Source organism: Pseudomonas sp. Y5-11 (assembly GCF_022368695.1).
Classification (GTDB): domain Bacteria; phylum Pseudomonadota; class Gammaproteobacteria; order Pseudomonadales; family Pseudomonadaceae; genus Aquipseudomonas; species Aquipseudomonas parakoreensis.
The window spans coordinates 403,060-425,130 of sequence record NZ_CP058974.1; the positions used below are offsets into that span (position 1 = coordinate 403,060).

At 60.6% G+C, this 22,071-nt stretch carries 19 protein-coding genes; 4 read left to right on the plus strand and 15 right to left on the minus strand.

Translation table 11 applies throughout. The features are described from left to right. Window positions 1-63: 63 nt before the first annotated feature. Entirely contained in the window at window positions 64-2,475 is a 2,412-nt protein-coding gene (locus HXW87_RS01820) for a penicillin acylase family protein (RefSeq protein ID WP_239778365.1), read from the plus strand. A gap of 115 nt (window positions 2,476-2,590) precedes the next feature. Here HXW87_RS01820 and HXW87_RS01825 read toward each other — a convergent pair whose 3' ends face one another. Beyond that, window positions 2,591-3,556, minus strand: a complete 966-nt coding sequence (locus HXW87_RS01825; protein WP_239778366.1) for a GlxA family transcriptional regulator — start codon at window positions 3,554-3,556, stop codon at window positions 2,591-2,593. 302 nt (window positions 3,557-3,858) lie between these two features. Between HXW87_RS01825 and HXW87_RS01830 the strand changes: the two genes are divergently transcribed. Continuing rightward, on the plus strand, window positions 3,859-4,500 hold the full coding sequence (locus HXW87_RS01830; RefSeq protein ID WP_239778367.1) for an HD domain-containing protein: 642 nt from the start codon (window positions 3,859-3,861) through the stop codon (window positions 4,498-4,500). Between the two features lie 91 nt (window positions 4,501-4,591). On the opposite strand, the gene HXW87_RS01835 is transcribed toward HXW87_RS01830, so the two are convergent. From HXW87_RS01835 to HXW87_RS01865, 7 genes are all read right to left on the minus strand, one after another. Next, on the minus strand, window positions 4,592-5,482 hold the full coding sequence (locus tag HXW87_RS01835; protein WP_047297195.1) for an ABC transporter permease subunit: 891 nt from the start codon (window positions 5,480-5,482) through the stop codon (window positions 4,592-4,594). Continuing rightward, entirely contained in the window at window positions 5,479-6,360 is an 882-nt protein-coding gene (locus HXW87_RS01840; RefSeq protein WP_174377002.1) for an ABC transporter permease subunit, read from the minus strand. The genes HXW87_RS01835 and HXW87_RS01840 overlap by 4 nt, the downstream gene beginning before the upstream one ends. A 35-nt stretch (window positions 6,361-6,395) precedes the next feature. Further along, window positions 6,396-7,538, minus strand: coding sequence for a polyamine ABC transporter ATP-binding protein (gene potA, locus HXW87_RS01845; RefSeq protein WP_003229245.1), 1,143 nt, complete (start codon window positions 7,536-7,538; stop codon window positions 6,396-6,398). Window positions 7,539-7,605: 67 nt separating this feature from the next. Beyond that, entirely contained in the window at window positions 7,606-8,703 is a 1,098-nt protein-coding gene (locus HXW87_RS01850) for a polyamine ABC transporter substrate-binding protein (RefSeq protein WP_047297196.1), read from the minus strand. A 187-nt stretch (window positions 8,704-8,890) separates the two neighbouring features. Continuing rightward, complete coding sequence (locus HXW87_RS01855; RefSeq protein ID WP_047297197.1) at window positions 8,891-10,000, minus strand: polyamine ABC transporter substrate-binding protein; 1,110 nt, start codon at window positions 9,998-10,000, stop codon at window positions 8,891-8,893. Window positions 10,001-10,171: 171 nt separating this feature from the next. Continuing rightward, a complete protein-coding gene (locus tag HXW87_RS01860; RefSeq protein ID WP_086792334.1) occupies window positions 10,172-11,536 on the minus strand; it encodes an aspartate aminotransferase family protein in 1,365 nt (454 codons plus the stop codon). Window positions 11,537-11,592: 56 nt separating this feature from the next. Further along, the gene (locus HXW87_RS01865; RefSeq protein WP_007967993.1) at window positions 11,593-12,951 is read right to left on the minus strand and encodes a glutamine synthetase family protein; all 1,359 of its coding nucleotides are present in this window, start codon (window positions 12,949-12,951) and stop codon (window positions 11,593-11,595) included. 730 nt (window positions 12,952-13,681) lie between these two features. Between HXW87_RS01865 and HXW87_RS01870 the strand changes: the two genes are divergently transcribed. After that, on the plus strand, window positions 13,682-15,058 hold the full coding sequence (locus tag HXW87_RS01870; RefSeq protein ID WP_003229254.1) for a glutamine synthetase family protein: 1,377 nt from the start codon (window positions 13,682-13,684) through the stop codon (window positions 15,056-15,058). A 260-nt stretch (window positions 15,059-15,318) separates the two neighbouring features. Further along, on the plus strand, window positions 15,319-15,957 hold the full coding sequence (locus HXW87_RS01875) for a TetR/AcrR family transcriptional regulator (protein ID WP_047297199.1): 639 nt from the start codon (window positions 15,319-15,321) through the stop codon (window positions 15,955-15,957). Window positions 15,958-16,124: 167 nt separating this feature from the next. On the opposite strand, the gene HXW87_RS01880 is transcribed toward HXW87_RS01875, so the two are convergent. The 7 genes from HXW87_RS01880 to HXW87_RS01910 all read right to left on the minus strand — a co-directional run bounded on the left by HXW87_RS01880 (window position 16,125) and on the right by HXW87_RS01910 (window position 21,781). Further along, window positions 16,125-16,340 (minus strand): TOBE domain-containing protein, encoded by a 216-nt coding sequence (locus HXW87_RS01880; RefSeq protein ID WP_007967989.1) that lies wholly within the window; start codon window positions 16,338-16,340, stop codon window positions 16,125-16,127. Between the two features lie 33 nt (window positions 16,341-16,373). Further along, complete coding sequence (gene ssuB / locus HXW87_RS01885) at window positions 16,374-17,180, minus strand: aliphatic sulfonates ABC transporter ATP-binding protein (RefSeq protein WP_047297200.1); 807 nt, start codon at window positions 17,178-17,180, stop codon at window positions 16,374-16,376. Further along, the gene (gene ssuC / locus HXW87_RS01890; RefSeq protein ID WP_239778368.1) at window positions 17,177-17,959 is read right to left on the minus strand and encodes an aliphatic sulfonate ABC transporter permease SsuC; all 783 of its coding nucleotides are present in this window, start codon (window positions 17,957-17,959) and stop codon (window positions 17,177-17,179) included. Before ssuC ends, ssuB begins: the two co-directional genes overlap by 4 nt. Window positions 17,960-17,967: 8 nt before the next feature. Then, window positions 17,968-19,116, minus strand: coding sequence for an FMNH2-dependent alkanesulfonate monooxygenase (ssuD, locus tag HXW87_RS01895; protein WP_239778369.1), 1,149 nt, complete (start codon window positions 19,114-19,116; stop codon window positions 17,968-17,970). A 25-nt stretch (window positions 19,117-19,141) separates the two neighbouring features. Then, window positions 19,142-20,122, minus strand: a complete 981-nt coding sequence (locus tag HXW87_RS01900) for a sulfonate ABC transporter substrate-binding protein (RefSeq protein WP_239778370.1) — start codon at window positions 20,120-20,122, stop codon at window positions 19,142-19,144. Window positions 20,123-20,210: 88 nt separating this feature from the next. After that, window positions 20,211-20,804 (minus strand): NADPH-dependent FMN reductase, encoded by a 594-nt coding sequence (ssuE, locus tag HXW87_RS01905; protein ID WP_041072109.1) that lies wholly within the window; start codon window positions 20,802-20,804, stop codon window positions 20,211-20,213. A gap of 338 nt (window positions 20,805-21,142) precedes the next feature. Beyond that, window positions 21,143-21,781, minus strand: a complete 639-nt coding sequence (locus HXW87_RS01910; RefSeq protein WP_007913831.1) for a peroxiredoxin — start codon at window positions 21,779-21,781, stop codon at window positions 21,143-21,145. Between the last annotated feature and the right edge of the window lie 290 nt (window positions 21,782-22,071).

The window sequence follows — 22,071 nt, forward strand, 5'->3', positions numbered from 1 at the left end:
GAAGGTCTGTGCTAATTGTTTGCAGCCCGACGGGCGGCAATCCCGCATGCACAAGGAGTCACCATGAAACGCGTCTTCACCGTTCTTGCCTTGCTCATCGTTGTCCTGCTCGCCAGCGTCGGCGCCTATCTCTACAGCAAGCAACCGACGCGTCAGGGCCAGGTGGAACTGCGCAACCTGCAAGGTTCGGTGACGGTGCGTTACGACGAACGCGGGGTGCCGCATATTCGTGCCGAGAACGAAACCGATCTGTATCGCGCCCTCGGCTACGTGCACGCTCAAGATCGCCTGTTCCAGATGGAAGCCATGCGCCGCCTCGCCCGTGGCGAACTGGCCGAAGTGCTCGGGCCGAAGCTGCTCGACACTGACAAACTGTTCCGCAGCCTGCGCATCCGCGAACGCGCCGCCCGTTATGTCGCCAGTCTCGATAAGCAGTCACCGGCGTGGAAGGCCCTGCAAGCCTATCTGGACGGCATCAACCAATATCAGGACAGCCACGCGGCGCCGATCGAGTTCGACGTGCTGGGCATCCCCAAGCGGCCGTTTACGGCAGAGGACAGCATCAGCGTCGCCGGTTACATGGCCTACAGCTTCGCCGCCGCGTTTCGCACCGAACCGTTGCTGACCTACGTGCGCGACCAACTCGGCGCAGATTACCTCAACGTCTTCGACCTCGACTGGCAGCCCCAAGGCGTACTCGCCAAAGGTCACGCCAAGAAGACGCCGACCCTTGCCGCCGACGACTGGAAAGACCTCAACGCCCTCGCCCGCCTCAGCGAGCAGGCGCTGGTTGAAAACGGCCTGCCGCAATTCGAAGGCAGCAATGCCTGGGTGATTGCCGGCAGTCGCAGCCAGAGCGGCAAACCGCTGCTGGCCGGCGACCCACACATTCGTTTCTCGGTGCCTTCGGTGTGGTACGAAGCACAACTGTCGGCGCCGGGGTTTGAGCTTTACGGCCATCATCAGGCACTGGTGCCGTTCGCGTTCCTGGGGCACAACCTGGATTTCGGCTGGAGCCTGACCATGTTCCAGAACGACGATCTGGATCTGATCGCCGAGAAGGTCAACCCGGACAACCCGAATCAAGTCTGGTACCACGGCCAGTGGACAGATCTGGTCAGCTCCGAGCAGCAGATCGCGGTGAAGGGCCAGGCGCCGGTGACGCTGACCCTGCGCCAGTCGCCCCATGGCCCGATCGTCAACGACGCCCTCGGCACCGCCGCCGGGAAGACACCGATCGCCATGTGGTGGGCGTTCCTCGAAACGCCGAACCCGATCCTCGAAGGTTTCTACCAGCTCAACCGCGCCGACACCCTGGCCAAGGCCCGCGCCGCAGCGGCGAAGGTGCAGGCGCCGGGGCTGAACATCGTTTACGCCAACGCCAAGGGTGACATCGCCTGGTGGGCCTCGGCGCTGTTGCCCAAACGCCCGGCCGGGGTCAAACCGGAGTTCATTCTCGACGGCAGCAGCAATCAGGCGGACAAGGATGGCTACTACCCGTTCAGCACCAACCCGCAGGAGGAAAATCCGGCGCGCGGCTACATCGTCTCGGCCAACTTCCAGCCGCTATCGCCGACCGGGATGGAGATTCCCGGTTACTACAACCTCGCCGATCGCGGCCAGCAGCTCAATCGCCAGCTCAGTGACAAGAACGTGAAATGGAGCAACGAAGCCAACCAGAAGCTGCAACTGGGCACCACCACCGCCTACGGCCCGCGCACCCTGGCGCCATTGCTGCCGGTGCTGCGTGAAGTGGTGAGCGATCCGGCGCAACTGAAACTGGTCGAGCAACTGGCGCAGTGGCCGGGCGACTATCCGCTGGATTCGGTGAGCGCCACCGTGTTCAACCAGTTCCTCTACGACCTCGCTGATGCGGCGATGCGCGATGAGTTGGGCAACGATTTCTTCGAGACGCTGCTATCGACCCGGGTGATCGATGCCGCGCTGCCGCGCCTGGCGGCGAGCGCCGATTCGCCGTGGTGGGACAGCCGCAACACGCCGAACAAGGAGACCCGCGCAGACATCGTCAAAGCGGCGTGGCAGGCGAGCATCGCGCACCTGAAACTGACCCTCGGCGACAATCCGTCGGACTGGCAATGGGGCACGGCGCACACCCTGACCCACGGTCATCCGTTGGGTCAGCAGAAGCCGCTGGACCGGATCGTCAATGTCGGGCCGTTCGCTGCACCGGGCAGCCACGAAGTGCCGAACAACCTTTCGGCCAAACTCGGCCCGGCGCCATGGCCAGTGACTTACGGGCCTTCGACGCGGCGTCTGGTGGACTTCGCCGACCCGGCGCACAGCCTGACCATCAACCCGGTCGGCCAGAGCGGTGTGCCGTTCGACAGCCACTATGACGATCAGGCCGAAGAGTACATCGAGGGAATGTACGTGCAGGCGCACTTCAGCGAGGAAGAGGTGACGGCCAATACTCGCAGTACTTTGAAGCTGTTGCCGGCAAGGTCTGCGCAGTAGTCTTGCGCTGACAGCACCGGCCCCTTCGCGAGCAAGCTCGCTCCCACATTTGAAATGCATTCCCCTGTGGGAGCGAGCCTGCTCGCGAAGGGACCCTCAAGAACAACACTGGAACTCAGAGCAGCCCAGCAAAATTCAGCCGAAACTGCTGCGGCGTCACCCCCAACCGGCGATTGAACACACTGCGCATGTGCTGCGCATCGCGAAACCCGCACTGATAGGCCACGGTCTTCAGCGGCGCCGTGGTGCTTTCCAGCAGCACCCGCGCCGCATCCACCCGCGCACTTTCGACGAACTCCGCCGGGGTGACTTTGGCCTCGCGGGCAAACACCCGGGAAAAATTGCGCGCGCTCATGTTCGCCGCATTTGCCAAGTCGGCAATCGTCAGGTCGCCGGTGAGATTGGCCAGCACATACAACTGCACCATTGCCACCGCCGAGGTCGGCTCCGCATGCGGCGTGAGGAACGGGCTGAACTGCGACTGCCCGCCCGAGCGCTGGGTGAACACCACCAGCCGTTTGGCCACGCTCAGCGCCACGTCAGCGCCGTGATCGCGGGCCAACAGGTACAAGGACAGATCGATCCCCGCCGTAACCCCGGCCGAGGTATAGAGCGCACCGTCCTCGACATACAGGCGATCGGCTTCGACCCGCGCCGATGGACACAATTGCGCCAACGCTTGGGCATCGTTCCAGTGGGTGGTCACCGTTCGCCCGTCCAGCAGCCCCGCCCGCGCGAGCATGAACGCGCCGTTGCAGATCGAGCCAAATCGCCGCGCACGGGCACAGGCCTCGCGCAGCCAGGTGTCGAAGCCTTTGCCGAAATCCAGAAACGGTAACTGCGGGCCGCCGGCGACCAGCAGCAAGTCCCAGGCGTCGAGCGCCTCGCTGAAATGCCGGTGAGCGCTGAGGTTCAAACCGTTGGAACAGGCCATCGGGCCATGCTCGACGCCGATCACCTCCAGCCGATAGTGATCCTCGGGGGGCAGAAAACGATTGGCCTCGGCGAACACATCCATCGGCCCGCTGACATCCAGCGCCTGCACGCCGGGGAACACCACGATGGCGATGGTTTTGTTCATAAGCCTCCTTGGGGATCTTTGTGGCGAGGGGATTCATCCCCGATCGGCTGCGCAGCAGTCGTAGATCCTCACTGCGCGGTTTACCTGATTCGCTGAAATAGCAGGTTTTGGAACTGCTGCGCAGTCCATCGGGGATGAATCCCCTCGCCACAAGTTCGGTGTCTGCTGTTTTAAGTGAGTTGGCACGATTTGCAGGTCGATTGGCAAGGATCGCAGCCATGGGTTGTTTGTCCGTGCAGTGCCTCGGGGAACAGACTTTGTCCATCAGCGCCACGACGGCGTTTTCGACGAGGAAACACCTTATGAGCACGACCATTGCCGGCATCAAAATCCCCGACAGCGCCCTCGCCCGGGCCACCACCGAATACATTCGCGACATCGAATCCGACCTGCTCTATCACCACTCGCGCCGGGTGTTTCTGTTCGGTGCGCTGAGCGGCGAACGCCAACAACTGACCTACAGCCCGGAGCTGCTGTATGTCGGCGCGATGTTCCACGACCTCGGACTGGTCGACGGTTATCGCAGTGATGACGAGCGTTTCGAAGTGGATGGCGCCAACGCGGCAGCGGCGTTTCTCAAACCGTACGGGCTGAGCGATGACGACGTCGAACAGGTCTGGCTGTCGATTGCCCTGCACACCACGCCGGGCGTGCCCAAACATCTGCGGCCGACTGTGGCGCTGGTGACGGCGGGTGTCGAGATGGACGTGCTGGGCATGGATTATGCGGCGTTCAGCAGCACCCAGCGCGAGGCGGTGGTGCATGCGCATCCACGCGGGGAAGATTTCAAGGAATGCATCATCTGCGCGTTTGCCGACGGCTTGCGCCATCGTCCGCAGACCACGTTCGGCAATGTGAAGACCGATGTGCTGGTGGATCAGGAGCCGGGGTTCAAGCCGATGAACTTTGTCGAGGTCATCCGTACATCCCCTTGGATTTCCTGAGCTCCAAAAGCAAAAGATCGCAGCCTGCGGCAGCTCCTACAGAGATTGAATCCACTGTAGGAGCTGCCGCAGGCTGCGATCTTTTTGCCCGTCAGGCCGCTTCCGGCGCAGGCGCGCGGCGCACGTCCGGTTGTTTCCACGAATCGGCGGCGCTTTCTTCGATGGCTTGCTGGATGGCTTTCTTGCGCGCTTCTTCGGCGCGACGGCTGAAGAACCACACCAGAAAGGTCACCAGCGATACCGCCAGCAAAATCAGGCTGGCCACGGCATTGATCTCCGGCTTCACGCCAAGACGCACCGCCGAGAACACTTCCATCGGTAGCGTGGTCGAACCCGGGCCGGAGACGAAGCTCGCCAGTACCAGATCGTCCAGCGACAGCGCGAACGACATCATGCCGCCCGCTGCCAGCGAAGGCGCGATCATCGGGATGGTGATCAGGAAGAACACCTTCCACGGCCGCGCACCGAGGTCCATGGCTGCCTCTTCGATCGACAGGTCCAGCTCACGCAGACGCGCCGACACCACCACCGCCACATACGCTGCACAGAACGTGGTATGGGCGATCCAGATGGTGACGATGCCACGTTCCTGCGGCCAGCCGATCATCTGCGCCATGGCCACGAACAGCAGCAACAGCGACAGACCGGTAATCACTTCAGGCATCACCAGCGGCGCGGTGACCAGGCCACCGAACAGCGTGCGGCCCTTGAAGTGGGTGATGCGGGTCAGGACGAACGCGGCGAGGGTGCCCAGCGCCACCGCGGCAACCGCGGTGTAGCAGGCGATTTCCAGCGAGCGCACCACCGAGCCCATCAGTTGCGTGTTGTCGAGCAGGCCGACATACCACTTGATCGACCAGCCGCCCCATACCGTCACCAGTTTCGAGGCGTTGAACGAGTAGATCACCAGGATCAGCATCGGCAGGTAGATGAACAACAGACCCAGAACCAGCATCAAGCTGGAGAAACGGAAGCGCTTCATTCTTTACCCTCCATTTCCTTGGCCTGACTGCGGTTGAACAGGATGATCGGCACAATCAGGATCGCCAGCATCACCACCGCCAGGGCGGACGCCACCGGCCAGTCACGGTTGTTGAAGAACTCTTGCCAGAGCACTTTACCGATCATCAGGGTTTCCGGGCCGCCAAGCAGTTCCGGGATCACGAACTCACCGACCACCGGGATGAACACCAGCATGCAGCCGGCAATGATCCCGTTCTTGGACAGTGGAATGGTGATTTTCCAGAAGCTGTTGAAGGTGCTCGAACCGAGGTCGGCAGCAGCCTCCAGCAAGCTGTGATCGTGCTTCACCAGGTTGGCGTACAGCGGCAGGATCATGAACGGCAGGTACGAGTAGACGACGCCGATGTACACCGCGAGGTTGGTGTTGAGGATCTGCAGCGGCTCGTCGATCCAGCCCATGCTCATCAGGAAGCCGTTGAGCAGGCCGTTGTTGCTGAGAATGCCCATCCACGCATACACACGGATCAGGATCGCGGTCCAGGTCGGCATCATGATCAGCAGCACCAGCACCGTCTGCAGCTCTTTACGGGCGCTGGCGATGGCGTAGGCCATCGGGTAGCCGATCAGCAGGCACAACAGCGTGCTGAAGAAAGCCATCTTCAGCGAGCCAAGGTACGCGGCGATGTACAACTCGTCGTCGCCGAGCATTGCGTAGTTGCCAAGGTTCAGCAGCAGTTGCAGCTTCTGCTCGGCGAAGGTGTAGATCTCGGTGTACGGCGGAATGGCCACATCGGCTTCGGCAAAGCTGATCTTCAGGACGATGAAGAACGGCAGCATGAAGAACAGGAACAGCCAGATGAAGGGAACCCCGATGACCAACTGGCGGCCACCGGGAATTATTCGATTGAGCCGGCGTTTGAATTTGCGCATGTTCATGAGCGAAGTACCACGCCGCTGTCGTCTTCCCACCACACGTAAACCTGATCACCCCAGGTCGGACGTTGACCGCGACGCTCGGCGTTGGCGACGAACGACTGCACCAGTTTGCCACTCGGCAATTCGACGTAGAACACCGAATGCCCACCGAGGTAGGCGATGTCATGCACCTTGCCGCTCGACCAGTTGTATTCGCAGGTCGGCATCTCGGCGGTGACCAGCAGCTTCTCCGGACGAATCGCGTAGGTCACGGATTTGTCCTGCACCGAGGTGCTGATGCCGTGGCCGACGTAGATCTGCCGGTCGAGGTCCTTGCAGGTGATGGTCGCGTGGCCTTCAGCATCGTCGATCACTTCACCTTCGAAGATGTTCACGTTGCCGATGAATTCGCAGACCAGACGGCTGGTCGGAGTTTCGTAGATGTCGATCGGGCTGCCGATCTGGGCGATCCAGCCCAGGTGCATGATCGCGATGCGCTCGGCCATGGTCATGGCCTCTTCCTGGTCGTGGGTCACCATCACGCAGGTCACGCCCACGCGCTCGATGATTTCCACCAGCTCCAGCTGCATCTGCGACCGCAGTTTCTTGTCCAGTGCACCCATCGGTTCATCGAGCAGCAGCAGCTTCGGCCGCTTGGCCAGCGAACGCGCCAGTGCCACACGTTGACGCTGACCGCCGGACAGTTGATGCGGCTTGCGCTTGGCGTACTGGCTCATCTGCACCAGTTTGAGCATCTCGGCGACGCGCGCATCGATCTCGGCATTGGGGATCTTGTCCTGCTTGAGGCCGAAGGCGATGTTCTGCGCCACGGTCATGTGCGGGAACAAGGCGTACGACTGGAACATCATGTTGATCGGTCGCTCGTACGGCGGCATGTCGGTGATGTCGACGCCGTCGAGGAAAATGCGCCCCTCCGTGGGCCGTTCGAACCCTGCCAGCATCCGCAGCAGTGTGGATTTGCCCGATCCCGAACCGCCGAGCAGGGCGAAAATTTCGCCCTTCTTGATTTCCAGGGACACATCGTCCACGGCAATCGTCTCGTCGAACTTCTTCGTGACCCGGTCGATTTTGACCAACACCTGCTTAGGTGTCTGGTCGCCCTCGAGGGCTTTCTTATAGGCGCCGGAGGCAACTGCCATTTACGAAACTCCCAGAAAAAAACAGTGCAGTTCGCCCCATGCGGACGAACCCAGGATAGTTTGTGCCTTACTTGCCCGACTTGACCTTGGTCCAGCTACGGGTCATCAAACGCTGAATATTGGGTGGCAACTCGACCGACACGTAAGTCTTGTCGAGGACTGCTTGCGGTGGATAAACCGCTTCATCGGTGCGGATGGACTGCTCCATCAGCTTGTCCGACCCCGGGTTGGGGTTGGCGTAACCGACGTAATCACTGACCTGGGCGATCACCTCAGGTTTCAGCAAATAGTTGATGAAGGCGTGGGCCTCTTTGACGTTGGACGAGTCCTTCGGAATCGCCAGCATGTCGAACCACAGCGCGCCGCCCTCTTTCGGAATCGAGTAGGCGATGTTCACACCCTTCTTGGCTTCCTCGGCACGGTGCTTGGCCTGGAAGATGTCACCGGAGAAACCAATGGCCACGCAGATATCGCCGTTGGCCAGATCACCGATGTATTTCGAGGAGTGGAAGTAGGTGACGTAAGGACGCACGGCCAGCAGTTTGTCGGTGGCCTTGGCGTAATCCTTCGGATTGGTGCTGTTGGCGTTCAGGCCCATGTAGTTGAGCACGGTCGGCATCATTTCATCGGCCGAGTCGAGGAACGCGACGCCGCAGCTGTGCAGTTTCTTGATGTTCTCCGGTTCGAACAGCACGCTCCAGGAGTCGATCTTGTCGATACCGAGCACGGCCTTGACCTTGTCGACGTTGTAGCCGATGCCGTTGGTGCCCCACAGGTACGGGACGGCGTACTGGTTGCCCGGGTCGTTCTGCTCCAGGCGCTTGAGCAGCACCGGATCGAGATTCGCATAGTTCGGCAGCTGCGACCTGTCGAGCTTCTGGAACGCGCCCGCCTTGATCTGCTTGCCTAGGAAGTGGTTCGACGGCACGACCACGTCGTAACCGGTACGCCCGGCCAGCAGCTTGCCTTCCAGGGTCTCGTTGGAATCGAACACGTCGTACACCGGTTTGATCCCGGTTTCTTTCTGGAAGTCGGCCAGGGTGGTCTCGCCGATGTAATCCGACCAGTTATAAATATGCACCGTACCGGCGGCCTGGGCTCCGACAGCGATCGTCAGGCCGGCAGTGGCCAGCAGAGCTTTGCGCAAAGAAGAAAAAATAGGCAAGTGGAGGTCCTCTAATTGAGTTGGGCCCAAGTTGCCCCGTACTGCATGACAGTCACGGTTGCCCGGCAACAAAACCGGCGCGCAACTTACCTTCGAAAAACCGATCCAGCAAAACTTTCTGTCATTTAATTGATCCGCTGACCGCCGTCATGGCGACGACAGCCAGCGGTTGCTGCTTCAAACCGGCTTATTTACCGGATTTGATCTTGGTCCAGCTGCGGGTCATTTCGCGCTGGGTAGCGGCCGGCAAATCGGCGATCGCATACAGCTTGGCCTGCACGTCGGCTGGCGGGTAAATGCCTGGATCGCTGGTGATGTCTTTTTCCACCAGAGCGGTCGCAGCAGCGTTACCGTTCGGGAAGCGTACGGCGTTGGTGATGCCGGCCATGACTTCAGGCTTCTGCAGGAAGGTCATGAACTTGTAGGCGCCTTCGACGTTTTCGGCATCTTTAGGGATGGCGACCATGTCGAAGAAGCTGCCAGCGCCTTCTTTCGGAATGGCATAGCTGACTTTCACCTTGTCACCGGCCTCGGCGGCACGAGACTTGGCCTGCTGCACGTCACCCGAGTAACCGACCGCTACACAGATGTTGCCGTTGGCCAGGTCCGAGATGTACTTGGAGGAGTGGAAGTAGGTGATCGAAGGACGAATCTTGAGGAACAGGTCCTCGGCTTTCTTGATGTCTTCTTTTTTCTGGGTGTCGGTAGGCAGGCCCAGGTAGTGCAGCGCGACCGGGAGCATTTCGGTCGGCGAATCGAGGAAGCTCACACCGCAGCCCTTGAGCTTGGCGATGTTTTCCGGCTTGAGCAGCACGTCCCACGAGTCGATGGTGTCGACGCCCAGCGCAGCCTTGACCTTCTCCGGGTTGTAACCGATACCGATCGAACCCCACATGTACGGGAAGGCGTGCTTGTTACCCGGATCGCTGACCGACACGGCCTTGAGCAGGTCCTGGTTCAGGTTTTTCCAGTTAGGCAGCTTGGACTGGTCCAGTTCCTGATAAACACCGGCCTTGATCTGCTTGGCCAGGAAGTTGTTCGACGGCACAACGACGTCGTAACCGGATTTGCCCGCCAGCAGTTTGGCTTCCAGGGTTTCGTTACTGTCGAATACGTCGTAGACGACTTTGATCCCGGATTCTTTCTCGAAGTTGGCAATGGTGTCCGGAGCGATGTAGTCGGACCAGTTGTAAACGTGCAGTACCTTGTCGTCCGCGTGAACCGCACCCGCCATCATGCCCGCGACGGACAGCGCGAGAAGAGTCTTGCCAGCAAGCTTTTTACCTAATGCCTTCATGCGTCATGCTCCAAATTTTTCTTTTTTGAACCACTTTGTTCAGCGGCCGAACCCCGACAACTGGAACTGCGGCTAGTCTGGCAAGATCGGAGGCGGTCTTTCAAGAAAAGGCCCACCTTTCTGACACCTTCGAGCGAGAGCGCCGCAGCTCCCCCGCTCGAAGCCTAGCACTTAGGCTTGCAACGCACTGAGGGTCAGGTCCAGGCACTTGCGTGCCTTGGTCACCAGCTCATCGATCTCCGCCTTGCTGATCACCAGCGGCGGCGCAATGATCATGGTGTCGCCCACGGCACGCATGATCAGGCCGTTATCGAAGCAGAACTGCCGGCAGATCATGCCCACGCCCCGTCCTTCGTAACGCTTGCGAGTGGCCTTGTCCTGCACCAGCTCGATCGCCCCCAGCAACCCGACGCCGCGCACTTCGCCCACCAACGGGTGGTCGTTGAGTTCGCGCAGACGTTTCTGCAAATACGGTGCCGTTTCGTTGTGCGCGTTCTCGATAATTTTCTCGTCGCGCAGAATCCGGATGTTTTCCAGACCCACCGCCGCCGCCACCGGGTGCCCGGAGTAGGTGAAGCCGTGGTTGAAGTCGCCACCTTCGTTGAGCACCTTCACCACGTCGTCACGGACGATCAGGCCACCCATCGGGATGTAACCGGAAGTCAGGCCTTTGGCGATGGTCATCATGTCCGGTTTCAGGTCGTAGAAATCCGAACCGAACCACTCGCCGGTACGGCCGAAACCGCAAATCACCTCATCAGCGACGAACAGAATGTCGTACTTGGCGAGGATTTCCTTGATGCGCGGCCAGTAGGTATCAGGCGGAATGATCACGCCGCCGGCGCCCTGGATCGGCTCGGCAATGAACGCACCGACGTTGTCCACGCCGACTTCGAGAATCTTCTCTTCCAGCTGATTGGCGGCCCAGATGCCGAACTCTTCCGGCGACATGTCGCCGCCCTCGGCGAACCAGTACGGCTGCGCGATGTGGACGATGCCCGGGATCGGCAAATCGCCCTGTTCGTGCATGTAGGTCATGCCGCCCAGGCTCGCGCCGGCCACGGTGGAACCGTGATAACCGTTCTTGCGGCTGATGATGACTTTCTTGTTCGGCTGGCCCTTGATCGCCCAGTAGTGGCGAACCATGCGCAGCATGGTGTCGTTGCCTTCGGAGCCGGAGCCGGTGAAAAACACATGGTTCATGCCTTCCGGCGCCACGTCGGCGATGGCCTTGGCCAGTTCGAGCGCCGGCGGGTGCGCGGTCTGGAAGAACAGGTTGTAGTAAGGCAGTTCGCGCATCTGCTTCGCGGCGGCGTCAGCCAGCTCATCGCGGCCATAACCGATCGCCACGCACCACAGACCCGCCATGCCATCGAGGATCTTGTTGCCCTCGCTGTCCCACAGGTACACGCCCTTGGCGTTGGTGATGATCCGTGGGCCCTTCTCTTTCAGTTGCTTGAAGTCGCTGAACGGGGCCAGGTGGTGTTCGCTGCTCAGGGCTTGCCACTCACGGGTTTGCGGGTTGTTGCTGGTCATGCCAATTCTCCTTGTTATCGGTGAAGGCGCGGCTGCTGCCAGCCGCGCCCGGCGTATCAGACGGCGAAGAGCAAGTACTCACGCTCCCAGGAACTGATCACGCGCTTGAAGTTTTCATGCTCGGCCCGCTTGACCGCGACGTAGCCGGTGATGAAGGTCTTGCCCAGGTATTTCTCGATGGTTGCGCTGTTTTCCATACGCTCCAGCGCGTCTTCGATGGTCAGCGGCAGGCGCAGGTTGCGGCGTTCATAGCCACGACCGACCACCGGCGCGCTCGGATTGAGGCCCTCGACCATGCCGATGTAACCGCAGAGCAGGCTCGCGGCAATCGCCAGGTACGGGTTGGCGTCGGCGCCCGGCAGGCGGTTTTCCACGCGGCGGTTCTGCGGGCCGGCATCCGGGACGCGCAGGCCCACGGTGCGGTTCTCTTCGCCCCACTCCACGTTCACCGGCGCCGAAGTGTCCGGCAGGAAGCGGCGGAACGAGTTGACGTTCGGCGCGAACAGCGGAAGCAATTCCGGGATCAGTTTCTGCAGGCCACCGATGTGGTGCAGGAACAGCTGGCTCATGGTCCCGTCTTCATTGGAGAACACGTTCTTGCCGGTCTCGATGTCGATGATGCTCTGGTGCAAGTGCATCGCACTGCCCGGCTCGCCGGTCATCGGCTTGGCCATGAAGGTGGCGGCCACGTCATGCTTGAGCGCGGCTTCGCGCATGGTGCGCTTGAACACCAGGATCTGGTCGGCCAGCGACAGTGCATCGCCGTGACGGAAGTTGATTTCCATCTGCGCCGTGCCGTCTTCGTGGATCAGGGTATCGAGGTCCAGCTCCTGTAGTTCGCACCAGTCGTAGACGTCCTCGAACAGCGGGTCGAACTCGTTCGCCGCTTCGATGGAGAACGACTGACGCCCGATTTCCGGACGGCCCGAGCGGCCGATTGGCGGCTGCAGCGGATAGTCGGGGTCGTCACTGCGCTTGGTCAGGTAGAACTCCATCTCCGGCGCCACGATCGGCTGCCAGCCCTTGTCGGCGTAGAGCTTCAGGACCTTTTTGAGCACGTTGCGCGGCGACAGCTCGATCGGGTTGCCTTGCTTGTCGTAGGTGTCGTGGATCACCTGGGCGGTCGGCTCTATGGCCCATGGCACCAGGTATACGGCGTTCTGATCGGGGCGGCAGATCATGTCGATGTCGGCCGGGTCGAGCAGTTCGTAATAGATGTCGTCTTCGACGTAGTCGCCGGTCACGGTCTGCAACAGCACGCTTTCCGGCAGACGCATGCCCTTTTCGGCGATGAACTTGTTGGTCGGCGAGATCTTGCCCCGGGTGATACCGGTCAAGTCGCCGATCATGCATTCGACTTCTGTGATCTTGTGGTCTTTCAACCAATCGGTGAGCTGGTCGAGGTTGTTACTCATAAATGCCTCTGGGCTGAGTCTCCTGACATCGTGTCAGGCAAAGTTTGACGCCGTGGCGTCGCGTTAAAGGGGGCTTGCTTGCGCGCAGTGCCGGCTTACGCCTGGCACCGCGCATCGACAATGAAAGAGGAGCTTACCTGCCCTTTACGCTGGCGTTGCATTTCCTGTGCACATTCAAGGCGTGCAGAATCATGAGCACGGCTGGGGAAGCGGCACAGGCTTTGGGACTCAAAGGGATCTATATTGAAGGAAGGCGCCATGAACAGAATGCTTTGCCGTACGTCCAGAATAACGGACGCTGCCGTTTGGCCTGATGCGGACGAGGATATCGTCGACAGCCCGCGAGCCTTGCGGGCTGCACTACGGACGGATTTGTCGCCACTGATGTGTTGAGCATGCAGACCGGACTGTTGCGAGCAGTCGGTGATGCCGATTAACGGCAGGCGAGACATGAAGCACCCCGGTATTATTGCTGTTATGGGTTTGATCGGAGCTTAGCCTTGTTCATTTTTTTACACAACACCCCCGTAAAAAATACAACACGGCCTGCTCAAGCCCGCGGGTGCCAAGCGTCCCAAGGACAAAAAACCGCCCCAAAGTGCCCCATAAATGCCCTCGCAGCGCTTTTTTAGGGCAAAAAAGGCCTCGCTTGACTTCGGCATGCCGTTCGGGTTGACTGAAACCAGAAAAGATCAATGATTGATATTTTTAACAACAAAGGTGTTGCATCATGTCGGTACCCCCGCGTGCCGTTCAGCTTAACGAAGCGAACGCGTTCCTTAAGGAACATCCTGAGGTTCTGTACGTTGACCTTCTGATTGCGGATATGAATGGTGTGGTGCGCGGCAAGCGCATCGAACGCACCAGCCTCCACAAGGTTTACGAGAAAGGCATCAACCTGCCGGCCTCTCTATTTGCTCTGGATATCAATGGTTCTACGGTGGAAAGCACCGGCCTGGGTCTGGACATCGGCGACGCCGACCGGATCTGCTATCCAATCCCCGATACCCTGTGCAACGAGCCATGGCAGAAGCGCCCGACCGCGCAACTGTTGATGACCATGCACGAACTCGAAGGCGACCCGTTCTTCGCCGATCCGCGCGAAGTGCTCCGTCAAGTTGTTGCAAAGTTTGACGAGCTGGGCCTGACCATCTGCGCAGCCTTCGAGCTGGAGTTCTACCTGATCGACCAGGAAAACGTGAACGGCCGTCCACAGCCGCCACGCTCGCCGATTTCCGGCAAACGCCCGCACTCGACTCAGGTCTACCTGATCGACGACCTCGACGAATACGTCGACTGCCTCCAGGACATTCTGGAAGGCGCCAAAGAGCAAGGCATCCCGGCCGACGCCATCGTCAAGGAAAGTGCCCCGGCGCAGTTCGAAGTGAACCTGCACCACGTCGCCGACCCGATCAAGGCGTGCGATTACGCGGTACTGCTCAAGCGTCTGATCAAGAACATCGCCTACGACCATGAAATGGACACCACCTTCATGGCCAAGCCGTACCCGGGCCAAGCCGGTAACGGTCTGCATGTCCACATCTCGGTGCTCGACAAAGATGGCAAGAACATCTTTGCAAGCGAGGATCCCGAGCAGAACGCCGCGCTGCGTCACGCGATCGGCGGTGTGCTCGAGACCCTGCCGGCGCAGATGGCTTTTCTCTGCCCGAACGTCAACTCGTACCGTCGCTTCGGCGCGCAGTTCTATGTACCGAACTCGCCGTGCTGGGGCCTGGACAACCGCACTGTGGCGATCCGCGTGCCGACTGGCTCTGCCGACGCCGTACGGATCGAACACCGCGTGGCCGGTGCCGACGCCAACCCGTACCTGCTGATGGCTTCGGTCCTGGCCGGTGTGCATCACGGTCTGGTGAACAAGATCGAACCGGGCGCTCCGGTCGAAGGCAACAGCTACGAGCAGAACGAACAAAGCCTGCCGAACAACTTGCGCGATGCCCTGCGTGAGCTGGACGACAGCGAGGTGATGGCCAAGTACATCGATCCGAAATACATCGATATCTTCGTCGCCTGCAAGGAAAGCGAGCTGGAGGAGTTCGAACACTCCATCTCCGACCTTGAGTACAACTGGTATCTGCATACCGTTTAAGCGGTTGTAGTGCCAAACAGAACGCCGTCAGCTCTTGCAGCCAACGGCGTTTTTTATGGCTAAACACACATCTCTGTGTTTGGGATGCATGGCCGCCTGCGGCGGATCGCTGGCAAGCCAGCTCCCACAGGGTTCTGTTGTGTAATCAAAATTTGTGTTCAACACGGATACCTGTGGGAGCTGGCTTGCCAGCGATGGCGTCCGGGCAGACAACATCGAACCCGGCTCGTACAATGCCCGCTGCCCCGCAGGAGACTTTCATGACGCGTCCCGCCCCCGTCCGCAAACCCCGTGCCCGCAGTCAGGCGCGCATCGACTCGATACTCGACGCCGCGCGCACGCTGCTGGCTGCCGAGGGTGTGGCCAGCCTGTCGATCTACAGCGTCGCCGAACGCGCGCAGATTCCACCCTCCTCGGTCTACCACTTCTTCGCCAGCGTCCCGGCGCTGCTCGAAGCCTTGACCGCCGACGTGCACGCGGCGTTTCGCGCCTGCCTGCAAGCGCCGATCGACCACGATGCCCTGCGCGACTGGCGCGACCTGTCGCGGCTGATCGAGGAACGGATGCTGGAGATCTACGGCGAAGACGCGGCGGCCCGTCAGTTGATCCTCGCCCAGCACGGCCTGACCGAAGTGACCCAGGCCGATCGCCAGCACGACATCGAACTCGGCGACCTGATGCACAAACTGTTCGACCATCACTTCGAATTGCCGCGACTGCCGACCGATGTCGACGTGTTTGCGCTGGCGATGGAACTGGGCGACCGCGTGTATGCACGTTCGGTGCAGCAGTACGGGCAGATCACGCCGCGCATGGCCGAGGAAGGGATGCGGGTGTTTGATGCCTACCTCGGGTTGTATCTGCCGCCTTATCTGCCCAAGAGACATCTGGTGAGCTGAATGGCCTCATCGCTGGCAAGCCAGCTCCCACAAGGAGCTGCTGTGTATGCAGATTTGGTGACCGACAGATAACCTGTGGGAGCGCCGCGACAGCATCCTCATCTGATGCAGATAACAAAAAACCCCGAAGGGCTCACGCCTTTCGGGGTTTGTTTTTATCCACAGGCTTACAACTTGGCGATCGACACCTCGGTGGATTTCACGAAGGCGATCACTTCGCTGCCCACCGCCAGTTCCAGCTCCTTGACCGAGCGGGTGGTGATCACCGAAGTGACGATGCCGGAGGCGGTCTGCACGTCGATTTCCGACAGCACGTCGCCGAGAACGATCTCCTTGATCGAGCCTTTGAACTGGTTGCGCACGTTGATGGCTTTGATAGTCATGGCTTTGATTCCTGTCGTTGGAGGTAACTTGAGTTATTGAGCCCAGCGCAATTGCGTAGGCAGTGGTGAAACAGGTTCCGGCTCCGGCGGCTCGCCGGGCAGGGACAGAACACGGTTGAGCACTTCGGTTTCCAGCGCCGCCAGTCGATGCGATCCGCGCACGCGCGGACGTGGCAGCTCCACTTGCAGGTCGAGGCCGACTTCGCCGTCCTCGATCAGAATCACCCGGTCGGCAATCGCCACCGCTTCGCTGACGTCATGGGTCACCAGCAGCACGGTGAAGCCATGCTGTTGCCAGAGGCGTTCGATCAGTTGCTGCATCTCGATCCGGGTCAGCGCATCCAGCGCACCCAGCGGCTCGTCGAGCAGCAGCAGGCGCGGTTGATGAATCAGCGCGCGGGCCAGCGCCACACGCTGCTTCTGCCCACCGGACAAGGCGGCCGGCCATTCGCTGGCACGATCGGCCAGACCCACCGCTTCCAGCGCCTCCAGCGCTTGCGGGCGCCAGTTGCCTTTAAGGCCGAGCCCGACGTTGTCGATGATCTTTTTCCACGGCAGCAGCCGGGCTTCCTGGAACATCAGCCGGGTGTCTTCCCGCGCATCGCTCAGCGGTGCGGCACCGGCCAACAGGTCGCCGCCCGTCGGTTGATCGAGGCCGGCGAGCAGACGCAGGAACGTGCTCTTGCCGCACCCGCTGCGCCCGACCACGGCGACGAATTGCCCCGCTGGAATGTGCAGGTCGATGTCGCGCAGCACCTGCCGCGCACCAAAGGTTTTCTGCAGGTTGCGCACCACCAGCGGAATCCCGCGCAGCAGGCGTGGAGGTTGTTGAGCGGTCATGCCACGCCTCCCTTGGCAACCTGATAAGCCGGATGCCAGCGCAACCACACACGTTCAAGTCCACGGGCCGCGAGGTCGGCGAGTTTGCCGAGCACCGCGTAAAGCAGGATCGCCAGCACCACCACATCAGTCTGTAAAAACTCCCGGGCATTCATTGCCAGATAGCCGATGCCGGAGCTGGCGGAAATGGTTTCGGCAACGATCAGCGTCAACCACATGAAGCCCAGCGCAAAGCGCACACCGACCAGAATCGAAGGCAACGCACCCGGCAGAATCACCTGCCAGAACAGGCTGAAACCGCTCAAGCCATAACTGCGCGCCATCTCCACCAACGCCGGATCAACGTTGCGGATGCCGTGATAAGTGTTGAGGTAGATCGGGAACAACGTGCCCAGCGCCACCAGGAAAATCTTCGCCGACTCGTCGATGCCGAACCACAGGATCACCAGCGGAATCAGCGCCAGGTGCGGCACGTTGCGGATCATCTGCACCGAACTGTCGAGCAGGCGTTCGCCCCACTTCGACAGGCCGGTAATGAAGCCCAGCAGCAGGCCGATGCTGCCACCGATGGTGAAGCCCAGCGCGGCGCGCCAGCCGCTGATTGCCAGGTGCGTCCAGATTTCGCCGCTGCGCACCAGGCTGACACCGGCCTCGATCACCGCCACCGGTGCCGGCAGAATCCGCGTCGACAACCAACCGGCCGACACCGACAACTGCCACACCGCCAGCAACAACACCGGCAACGCCCAGGGCGCGAGGTTGTGGATAAGTTTCTTCATGACGCGCCTCAGCTCTGCGACGCGGCTTTGGGAAGAATGTCGTTAGCCACCATCTCGCCGAACGGGCTGACATAACCGGCGCTTTTCGGCAGCTCCGGACGCTCGATGTCGAGGTGCGGGAACAGCAGCTCAGCGACGCGGTACGACTCTTCGAGGTGTGGATAACCGGAGAAGATGAACGTATCGATCCCCAGATCCGCGTACTCCTTCACGCGGGCGGCCACGGTCGGACCATCGCCGACCAGCGCGGTACCGGCACCGCCGCGCACCAGACCGACGCCGGCCCACAGGTTGGGGCTGACTTCGAGGTTGTCGCGACTGCCGCCGTGCAGCGCGGCCATGCGTTGCTGGCCGACCGAGTCGAAGCGCGCCAGCGATGCTTGCGCACGTTTGATGGTGTCGTCGTCCAGATGCGAGATCAGCCGGTCGGCTGCTTGCCAGGCTTCGGCGTTGGTTTCGCGCACGATCACATGCAGACGAATGCCGAAGCGCACGGTACGCCCGAGCCTGGCTGCCTTGGCGCGCACCTGCTCGATCTTCTCGGCCACCGTCGCTGGCGGTTCGCCCCAGGTCAGGACCATCTCGACCTGTTCGGCAGCGAGATCCTGCGCCGCTTCCGAGGAGCCACCGAAGTACAGCGGTGGGCGCGGTTGCTGGATCGGCGGATAGAGCAGTTTGGCGCCCTTCACGCTGATGTGTTCGCCGTCGTAATCGACGGTTTCGCCTTCCAGCACCCGACGCCAGATGCGGGTGAATTCCACCGAAGCCTGATAACGCGCTTCGTGATCGAGGAACAGACCATCACCGGCCAATTCTTCCGGGTCGCCACCGGTCACCAGGTTGAACAGCGCGCGACCGCCGGACAGACGATCCAGGGTCGCTGCCTGCCGCGCCGCCATCGTCGGGGAAATGATCCCGGGGCGCAGGGCGACAAGGAATTTCAGACGCTGGGTCACCGGGATCAACGACGCGGCCACCAGCCACGAGTCTTCGCACGAACGGCCGGTGGGAATCAGCACGCCGCCAAAACCCAGACGATCCGCCGCTTGCGCGACCTGTTGCAGATAACCGTGGTCAACGGCGCGGGCGCCTTCGGCGGTGCCAAGGTAATGGCCGTCGCCGTGGGTAGGCAGGAACCAGAAGATGTTAAGGCTCATGGAGTGGTCTCCTTGGGGATTCGATTTACTGGGCTTGGCTGACCGAGCTTTGGGCCACAGCGGCCGGTGGTGTCCAGATCACATCCTTGATGCTCAACGGCTTGGGAATCAGCTTGAGCTGGTAGAAGGTGTCGGCGATTTTCTGTTGCGCGGCGACCACGTCCGGGGTAAGGAACAGCGCACCGTAGCCCTGGCGTTTCACCGAGGTCAGGGTGATGTCAGCCGGCAGGCCGAGCAGTGGCGCGACCTGTCGGGTCACGTCTTCAGGATTGGCTTTGGACCACTCGCCCACGGCGCGCACTTCTTCGACGAGGGTCTTGATCACCTCGGGATTTTTCTGCGCGTAAGGTTTGGTCGCGAGGTAGAACTGATGGTTGTCGACGATGCCTTTGCCGTCACGCAGGGTGTGCGCTTGCAGCTGTTGCTCGGCAGCGGCCTGGTACGGATCCCAGATCACCCAGGCGTCGACGCTGCCACGTTCGAACGCGGCGCGGGCATCGGCCGGCGGCAGGTACACGGTCTGGATATCGGCGTATTTGAGGCCGGCGTCTTCAAGGGCGCGCACCAGCAAGTAGTGCACGTTGGAGCCTTTGTTCAGCGCGACTTTCTTGCCCTTCAGATCGCCGACCGATTTGATCGGCGAGTCTTTCGGTACGAGGATCGCTTCGCTGTTCGGCGCTGGCGGTTCGTAGGCGACATAGAGCAGGTCAGCGCCGGCAGCCTGAGCGAATACCGGTGGAGTTTCGCCGGTAACACCGAAGTCGATCGAGCCTACGTTCAGGCCTTCGAGCAGTTGCGGGCCGCCGGGGAATTCAGTCCATTGCACGTCCACGCCTTGGGCGGCCAGACGTTTTTCCAGTGTGCCTTTGGCCTTGAGCAGCACCAGCGTGCCGTACTTCTGATAACCGATTCTTAGCGTCTCGGCCTGAGCCTGGGTGATGGCGCCGAAGGACACAGCCGCAGCAAACAGAGCGACCAGACCACGACGCAAAAATACAGTGCGCATAGCGCTCTCCTTTTTGCTGTTGGGTTGTGGCTGCACCTGCTTGCCCGTTGGCGGGCGAGTAAGGCCAGTACTTCAACTTCGGTGAGGCTTAAATGCTCCAGCGAGCACTCAACAAACGTTCATTCAACAGCCCCGGCTCCAGCGGTTTCGGCCGGCGGGCCATGGCACTGACAAACTGCTCCAGTGCTTCGTGCAGACGCTGCTCCAGCGCCGGCGCCAGTTGCGCCTGGGCACTGCCTTCGCCGTAAGCAATCTGGCTGTCCTCGGCAAAAATCCCTTGCAGCATTTCCTGGGCTTTCAATGCCGACAGCACGGGCTTGAGGGCGTAATCGACCACCAGCATGTGGGCGATGCTGCCGCCCGTGGCCATCGGCAGCACAATTTTGTGGTTCAGGGCGCGTTCCGGGAGCAGATCGAGCACGGTCTTCAGCGCGCCGGAAAACGACGCCTTGTACACCGGCGTGGCGATCAGCAGACCGTCAGCGTTTTCAATCTGCGCCAGCAGGTCGAGCACCTTCGGGCTGTCGAAGCGGGCGTGGAGCAAGTCTTCGGCCGGGAAGTCCCGCACCTGATAACTCACCACCTCCACCCCCTGCTCCTGCAACCAGCGTTGCGAGCGCTCCAGCAACACCCCGGAACGGGAGCGTTGGCTGGGACTGCCACCGAGTGAGACGACCAGCATTCAGACGATTCCTTGCGCGTTACAGGCGATTCGCGGGTTGCGATCTCGCTTCGATGGAGTGACCTTACCAGCTGATTTATATATCCATAAATCATATTTATTCATTTGGTTATGCGTTTAAGAGATATGAGGTTTGCTTTGTTCCGGGCAAAAAAACAGGCCGTGAAAACGGCCTGAAATCCCCTGCTTAGTGGTTCTGAATTCTGTACTGCCCGGACTGACGCCTTCGCGAGCAGGCTCGCTCCCACAGGGGACTGCATTTCAAATGTGGGAGCGAGCCTGCTCCGGGCGGCGTTCCGACGAAAGCGCCGGTAGCTACAACAAATAGCTCACTGGATTCACTTATTCGGCTGCGGCGTCAGGCGCAGGTATGGCTTCACCGCGCGGTAGCCCTTCGGAAAGCGCTGCTTGATCTCTTCCTCGTCCTTGAGTGACGGCACGATCACCACCTCCTCACCGTCCTGCCAGTTGGCCGGGGTGGCCACCTTGTAGTTGTCGGTAAGTTGCAGCGAATCGATCACCCGCAGGATCTCGTGGAAGTTGCGCCCGGTGCTCGCCGGGTAGGTGATGGTCAGGCGGATCTTCTTGTTCGGATCGATCACGAACAGCGAACGCACGGTCAGCGTGTCGTTGGCGTTCGGGTGGATAAGATCATAGAGATCGGACACCTTGCGATCGGCATCGGCCAGGATCGGGAAGTTGACGACTGTGTTCTGGGTTTCGTTGATGTCTTCGATCCACTTGTGGTGCGAGTCCACCGGGTCGACCGACAGCGCAATGGCTTTGACGCCGCGCTTGCTGAACTCATCCTTGAGCTTGGCGGTGAAGCCCAGCTCGGTGGTGCACACCGGGGTGAAGTCGGCCGGGTGGGAGAACAGCACACCCCAGCTATCGCCCAGCCACTCGTGAAAACGAATCTTGCCGGCGCTGGAATCCTGTTCGAAGTCGGGGGCGATGTCGCCGAGTCTGAGGCTCATGATGCTGCTCCTGATGAGTTGTTGGAGAACTCAACTGTAGCTCGGGATTTGCCATCATGAAAAAGAATAAATAACTAGATATCTAGCACTTAAATGAATATTAAACATCGTTCACTGGACGCTCGTCGTCATCGCGACGAACATCGACCCCAAGGTTCGAGAAGGCCTTGAGTAGCTGCAAAAGAAGGGAATGTCGGGACAGGCTTACGGGGGTGAGCCTGACCCGAAAATGCAAAAGCCCCGTCCGGCGCAATGCCGGACGGGGCTTTTTTACATCAGCCGCTTGAGCG

Bases quoted from the DNA above. Each gene is read 5' to 3' on its own strand.
- HXW87_RS01820 (WP_239778365.1), top strand. From the start codon at position 64: ATGAAACGCGTCTTCACCGTTCTTGCCTTGCTCATCGTTGTCCTGCTC.
- HXW87_RS01825 (WP_239778366.1), bottom strand. From the start codon at position 3,556: ATGAACAAAACCATCGCCATCGTGGTGTTCCCCGGCGTGCAGGCGCTG.
- HXW87_RS01830 (WP_239778367.1), top strand. From the start codon at position 3,859: ATGAGCACGACCATTGCCGGCATCAAAATCCCCGACAGCGCCCTCGCC.
- HXW87_RS01835 (WP_047297195.1), bottom strand. From the start codon at position 5,482: ATGAAGCGCTTCCGTTTCTCCAGCTTGATGCTGGTTCTGGGTCTGTTG.
- potA (WP_003229245.1), bottom strand. From the start codon at position 7,538: ATGGCAGTTGCCTCCGGCGCCTATAAGAAAGCCCTCGAGGGCGACCAG.
- HXW87_RS01855 (WP_047297197.1), bottom strand. From the start codon at position 10,000: ATGAAGGCATTAGGTAAAAAGCTTGCTGGCAAGACTCTTCTCGCGCTG.
- HXW87_RS01860 (WP_086792334.1), bottom strand. From the start codon at position 11,536: ATGACCAGCAACAACCCGCAAACCCGTGAGTGGCAAGCCCTGAGCAGC.
- HXW87_RS01865 (WP_007967993.1), bottom strand. From the start codon at position 12,951: ATGAGTAACAACCTCGACCAGCTCACCGATTGGTTGAAAGACCACAAG.
- HXW87_RS01870 (WP_003229254.1), top strand. From the start codon at position 13,682: ATGTCGGTACCCCCGCGTGCCGTTCAGCTTAACGAAGCGAACGCGTTC.
- HXW87_RS01875 (WP_047297199.1), top strand. From the start codon at position 15,319: ATGACGCGTCCCGCCCCCGTCCGCAAACCCCGTGCCCGCAGTCAGGCG.
- HXW87_RS01880 (WP_007967989.1), bottom strand. From the start codon at position 16,340: ATGACTATCAAAGCCATCAACGTGCGCAACCAGTTCAAAGGCTCGATC.
- ssuB (WP_047297200.1), bottom strand. From the start codon at position 17,180: ATGACCGCTCAACAACCTCCACGCCTGCTGCGCGGGATTCCGCTGGTG.
- ssuC (WP_239778368.1), bottom strand. From the start codon at position 17,959: ATGAAGAAACTTATCCACAACCTCGCGCCCTGGGCGTTGCCGGTGTTG.
- ssuD (WP_239778369.1), bottom strand. From the start codon at position 19,116: ATGAGCCTTAACATCTTCTGGTTCCTGCCTACCCACGGCGACGGCCAT.
- HXW87_RS01900 (WP_239778370.1), bottom strand. From the start codon at position 20,122: ATGCGCACTGTATTTTTGCGTCGTGGTCTGGTCGCTCTGTTTGCTGCG.
- ssuE (WP_041072109.1), bottom strand. From the start codon at position 20,804: ATGCTGGTCGTCTCACTCGGTGGCAGTCCCAGCCAACGCTCCCGTTCC.
- HXW87_RS01910 (WP_007913831.1), bottom strand. From the start codon at position 21,781: ATGAGCCTCAGACTCGGCGACATCGCCCCCGACTTCGAACAGGATTCC.